The following is a 4,197-nucleotide window of genomic DNA, read 5'->3' as shown; positions in this document are numbered from 1 at the left end:
CATCCATATTCTGGATGACCTGAGGTGGGTTTATTTGGGAATTACCTGGGCGTTGTGACTGTTTTTCATTTATTAGAAGTCAAAAGCGTTTGGCTGCGTTAAAATAAGGGAAATGGTTTAATTAATCTAGTATGGGCGCGGGGGTATTGAAGCCCGGAAGATGATGGGTTTATTTCCGTTAATCAAATAGAGAGAACATACATATTTTAACGCGAATCTGACGACGCTAACTATTATATTATGAGTGAGGAAACAACTATGATGATACATTTTGATCAATTCAAACATTTGAATATAAAGCGTATGTACGGTCCTTATTACCAGGAAGTGGTACATCTGGCCTTTCACTCTAAACGAGTAGAGAGGAATTTTGCTTTCTTCAGTATCAAAGGAGAGAGTTTTAATGGAGATCAGTATGTAGCAGAAGCGGTTCAAAATGGCGCATCACTTATTATTGGCGTAAACGAATCGTTATTTCTGGAGCTTAGTCAAACTTACCCTCATTGTACATTTATTGTGGTGGAAGACGTTAGAGAAGCCATGGCTTCTTTTTCAAAATTTTTCTTCGGCAATTCAGACGAGCGCTTAACAACGATTGGGGTAACAGGTACAAATGGCAAGACTACAGTAACGGCCTATGTGCGTTCACTATTAACACTTCTAGGCATGAAAACGGGATCGATTGGAACAACGGGAATCTGGTCATCGCAAAGAAGGTTCGTTTATAAGAAGAGTACTCCCACTACTCCTGAATCTTTAGACTTGCATCATATTTTTCGTGATTTAGTTGTGGAAGGCGATCATGCGGCAGTTATGGAAGTATCATCCATTGCTCTTGATCAACAGCGTGTAGAAGGAATAACGTTTGATGTAGCCATTCACACTAATTTTTCCGAAGAACATCTCGAGTATCATAAAACCATTGACCATTATAGAGAATGCAAGATGAGACTTTTCCATCAATCCGTTCATAAAGTGGTTAATATGGATGATGATGGAATGGGAGAAGACCTCTTAAAACTCCATGATGAAAACATGATTACCTACAGTATTCAATCAAACAGCGAGGCTGACCTTAAAGGAGAAAATATTGAAGTGACAGAAGAAGGTTCAATTTTTGATTTATCTTACAATGGAACCACGAGTAAGGTTTATGTACCTGTGTATGGAACCTATAATGTCGCAAATGTACTGTCTGCTATAGGGACATCCCTGCTGCTTGGATTTACGATGGGCGAAATATTAAGTGTTCTTCCAAATCTTGAAGGACCGGAGGGAAGGTTCCAGGTAATCCAGACGCCACATAATCAAAAAGTTATTTTAGATTATGCTCATACCCCGGTCGCTCTGGAAAGGTTGTTGGAAGAAGTAAAGAAACTGGACTATCGCCAGTTGATTGTTATGATAGCCGGCATTGGAATTCGGGACTTTAATAAGATGCCCAAAATGGCTGCCGCGATTGAAGGAAAAGCCGATCAAGTAGTTGTAACTGTTGATCATCCAGGTTACCACCATCCCCAGGTCATTATCGACCAGGTAATGACTGGTTTTAAAGAACCTGAAGCTCCTTATATTCATACAGCGCAGACCCGTGCTGAAGGAGTGAAAAGATCTCTTGACCTCGGTAAGGAAAACGACATTATTCTTCTTACCAGTGGCTGTATAAACAATGCCCAGATTGTAAGAGGAGAAGAAATTCCTCATTCCGATGAAGAAATTATCGACAGTTATTATCGTCCTGTTATGTTATAAATCAAGGGAAGGACGGGGAAATCCATGCCCTTCCCTTGAGTTTAATCAAACGTTTGTTTAACTAGTTTCCGGTACGTGTGAAAGAAAGCGGGAACATCCTTCTCTTTTAATCCAACCCCCATCACTTCTGCTACAGATTGATAATACCACTCCTGGTGTTGGTAATCAGCGTTAAAGTTACTCCAAATTTTATCCCCATATACCTCGAGATCCTGACTCAGTGATTGTAGATTATCCAATTTGTCAGCGACTATTAATGCTTTAATCTCCACTGAACCTTCTCTAACAGATTGGATCGTGTGGCTTTTGCGTTCTTGCCAGGATTTGCTTTTGTCTTCAGTATGAGCGTCTACTAATGCTTTAACCTCTTCTCCAAATGCTTTTTCAATGTCTTTAAGCGTATAGGACGTGTCTTCTACCACGTCATGAAGATACCCTGCACACACTACTTCTGGTCTAAAACCTGCTTTTAAGAGTGATTCTGCCACTCGTTCAGGATGGACGATGTAATCAGTATTTGAATTTTTCCGCTTTTGTCCTTTGTGGGCTTCTGCAGCAAAAATTTTCGCTTTCTCAATCAATAGATTTCCTCCTAATGTAAAAGCTTCTTGCCTATTATTAAACATCACGTGCAGAACAGTTGCAAATGAGATCAAGTGTTGCTTAAATAGGACATGGTATTATATAATTAATAGGTTTAATCATTATGCTAAAGGGGAGCAATGGAGATGGAGACATTTGAAGTAACGGCACAGCCGCCGCAAAACTCAGAGCCTGTCGTATTAGTTATCGGTAAAATGGACGGAATGCACCTGGGGCATCAATACCTACTGAATGAGGCAAAAAAACTGGCTTCCTCTGAGGATCAAATTGCTGTTTATGGGTTTTCCGACCATCCTAAATGGGTGTTAAAAGGAGATTCTGAATATGCTTCATCTCTATCTTCTTATCAAGATAAAATAAGGTTGTTTCAAGAGTACGGAGTGGATCGTTACTACCATGTTCATTTCACAAAAGAGTACGCCAAAACCTCTCCGGAAGAATTTGTATTTGAGCATTTAAGTCAGTTAAATATATCGCACATTCTTGTCGGGGAAGGGTTTCGCTTCGGTAAGGGAAGAGGTTCTGACGCACAGGGGCTTGCAGACATTTGTCAGGAAATTAATGTACCGGTAAAAATTGTGCCGCACCTAAAATTAAACGGGGAAAAGATCAGCAGTACAAGAATACGATCTCTCGTTCACGAAGGGAAAATGGAAGCCGTTCAATCCATGCTTGGACGTCCTTTAGAAATTACAGGAGTAGTAGAAAAAGGTGAGCAACTTGGCCGTGAACTAGGGTTTCCTACCCTGAATTTGGGAGATATTAAGGAATATGTAGAAGTAAAACCGGCTGTCTATCTAGGAGTGGTTAAACTTCACCGGGAAGCACCCGAACATTATTATACGTTAATTAGTGCCGGTTACCGTCCAACGGTAAACGGTGACTCTTATAAAGTTGAGGCGTATATTCTGGATTTTTCAGGAGATGTATACGACCAGACTGTATCTGTAAAGTTCCTGCGTCATCTTCGGGATGAGGTGGATTTTAAAGGAATGGATGCACTGGTAGAAGAGATGAAACAGGACGAACGTTATGCACGAGAAATTTTAGGATTATCATCATAGTCATTACAGAAAGGAGTATTTAACCATGGGGGTAGTAGTAGTCGAAGTTTGTGACGGAAACTTAATAACTGAGCTTGATATTGAAGACATTATTGAGTCCGAATACCCTGAAGTGGCGGTACTCATGAACGAATGCCTTTCCTTCTGCGGCATGTGCGCGGTCAGACCTTATGCTATTGTAAATGGCACACGTGTTTTTGCTAAAACAACAGAAGAAGCTCTGGATAAAATCCGTACAAAGATTGAAGAAGAACTTGCTGTGTATGCAGATTAAGGCAGGAGAATAACATGGAGTTTTTTGATTCATTATGGAATAGTGTACGTTTACCTAAGAAGGAAGCGATGTTCCGTCTCAATCGGAAGGGAATTACAAGTACGATCGTGTACTTGTTCATTTTAATGACGATCCTGTTTCTGCCGGATATGATCGGAACGATTATACGTCTTGACTCAAACTTGACCGAAGTTTCCCGCGGTCTCTATCTGGTACAGGTATTTGTCTTTTATCCAATGCTGATTATATTTTTAATTCTTGTGGGGGTATCTGCTCTTGCAGGTGCCGCCCTGCTCATGACGAACCAGCTGGATCGTAAACTGACTTATCAGCAATTGTGGAAGATGACAGCATATGCTGCAACCGTGCCGTTGGTTTTAAGTATCCTTTTAAAAAACACACCAGTTCCCAATGGACTCAGCGCTCTTATATTTTTTTCCTTGTTTATTTATATCATGTTTCGCATGATCATTATATATCCTAAGAAGAAAGCCAAACGTTAAC

Annotated in this window: 5 protein-coding genes; 4 read left to right on the top strand and 1 reads right to left on the bottom strand. The window is 40.4% G+C overall.

The features are described 5' to 3' along the window. Positions 1 to 258 precede the first annotated feature (258 nt). Positions 259 to 1,752 carry a UDP-N-acetylmuramoyl-L-alanyl-D-glutamate--2,6-diaminopimelate ligase gene (locus WAM07_RS16785; protein WP_422168557.1) on the top strand — a complete coding sequence of 498 codons (1,494 nt, stop codon included), beginning with the start codon at positions 259 to 261 and terminating at the stop codon, positions 1,750 to 1,752. A 41-nt stretch (positions 1,753 to 1,793) separates the two neighbouring features. On the opposite strand, the gene WAM07_RS16780 is transcribed toward WAM07_RS16785, so the two are convergent. After that, positions 1,794 to 2,333, bottom strand: a complete 540-nt coding sequence (locus WAM07_RS16780; RefSeq protein WP_422168556.1) for an HD domain-containing protein — start codon at positions 2,331 to 2,333, stop codon at positions 1,794 to 1,796. A gap of 147 nt (positions 2,334 to 2,480) precedes the next feature. Between WAM07_RS16780 and ribF the strand changes: the two genes are divergently transcribed. The 3 genes from ribF to WAM07_RS16765 are packed head-to-tail and all read left to right on the top strand — an operon-like array spanning position 2,481 to position 4,196. Beyond that, positions 2,481 to 3,419, top strand: coding sequence for a riboflavin biosynthesis protein RibF (gene ribF / locus WAM07_RS16775; protein ID WP_422168555.1), 939 nt, complete (start codon positions 2,481 to 2,483; stop codon positions 3,417 to 3,419). Between the two features lie 25 nt (positions 3,420 to 3,444). Then, complete coding sequence (locus WAM07_RS16770) at positions 3,445 to 3,693, top strand: DUF1450 domain-containing protein (protein ID WP_089752627.1); 249 nt, start codon at positions 3,445 to 3,447, stop codon at positions 3,691 to 3,693. 14 nt (positions 3,694 to 3,707) lie between these two features. Continuing rightward, positions 3,708 to 4,196, top strand: a complete 489-nt coding sequence (locus WAM07_RS16765) for a DUF1189 family protein (RefSeq protein ID WP_422168554.1) — start codon at positions 3,708 to 3,710, stop codon at positions 4,194 to 4,196. Position 4,197 lies beyond the last annotated feature (1 nt).

Origin of the sequence: Halobacillus sp. (genome assembly GCF_049282395.1) — a bacterium.
Taxonomy (GTDB): domain Bacteria; phylum Bacillota; class Bacilli; order Bacillales; family Halobacillaceae; genus Halobacillus.
This window is presented reverse-complemented; position numbering and strand designations above follow the sequence as displayed.

What these genes read in the sequence shown, in the direction of transcription:
- WAM07_RS16770 (WP_089752627.1), top strand. Translation starts at nt 3,445, where the DNA reads ATGGGGGTAGTAGTAGTCGAAGTTTGTGACGGAAACTTAATAACTGAG.
- ribF (WP_422168555.1), top strand. Translation starts at nt 2,481, where the DNA reads ATGGAGACATTTGAAGTAACGGCACAGCCGCCGCAAAACTCAGAGCCT.
- WAM07_RS16765 (WP_422168554.1), top strand. Translation starts at nt 3,708, where the DNA reads ATGGAGTTTTTTGATTCATTATGGAATAGTGTACGTTTACCTAAGAAG.
- WAM07_RS16785 (WP_422168557.1), top strand. Translation starts at nt 259, where the DNA reads ATGATGATACATTTTGATCAATTCAAACATTTGAATATAAAGCGTATG.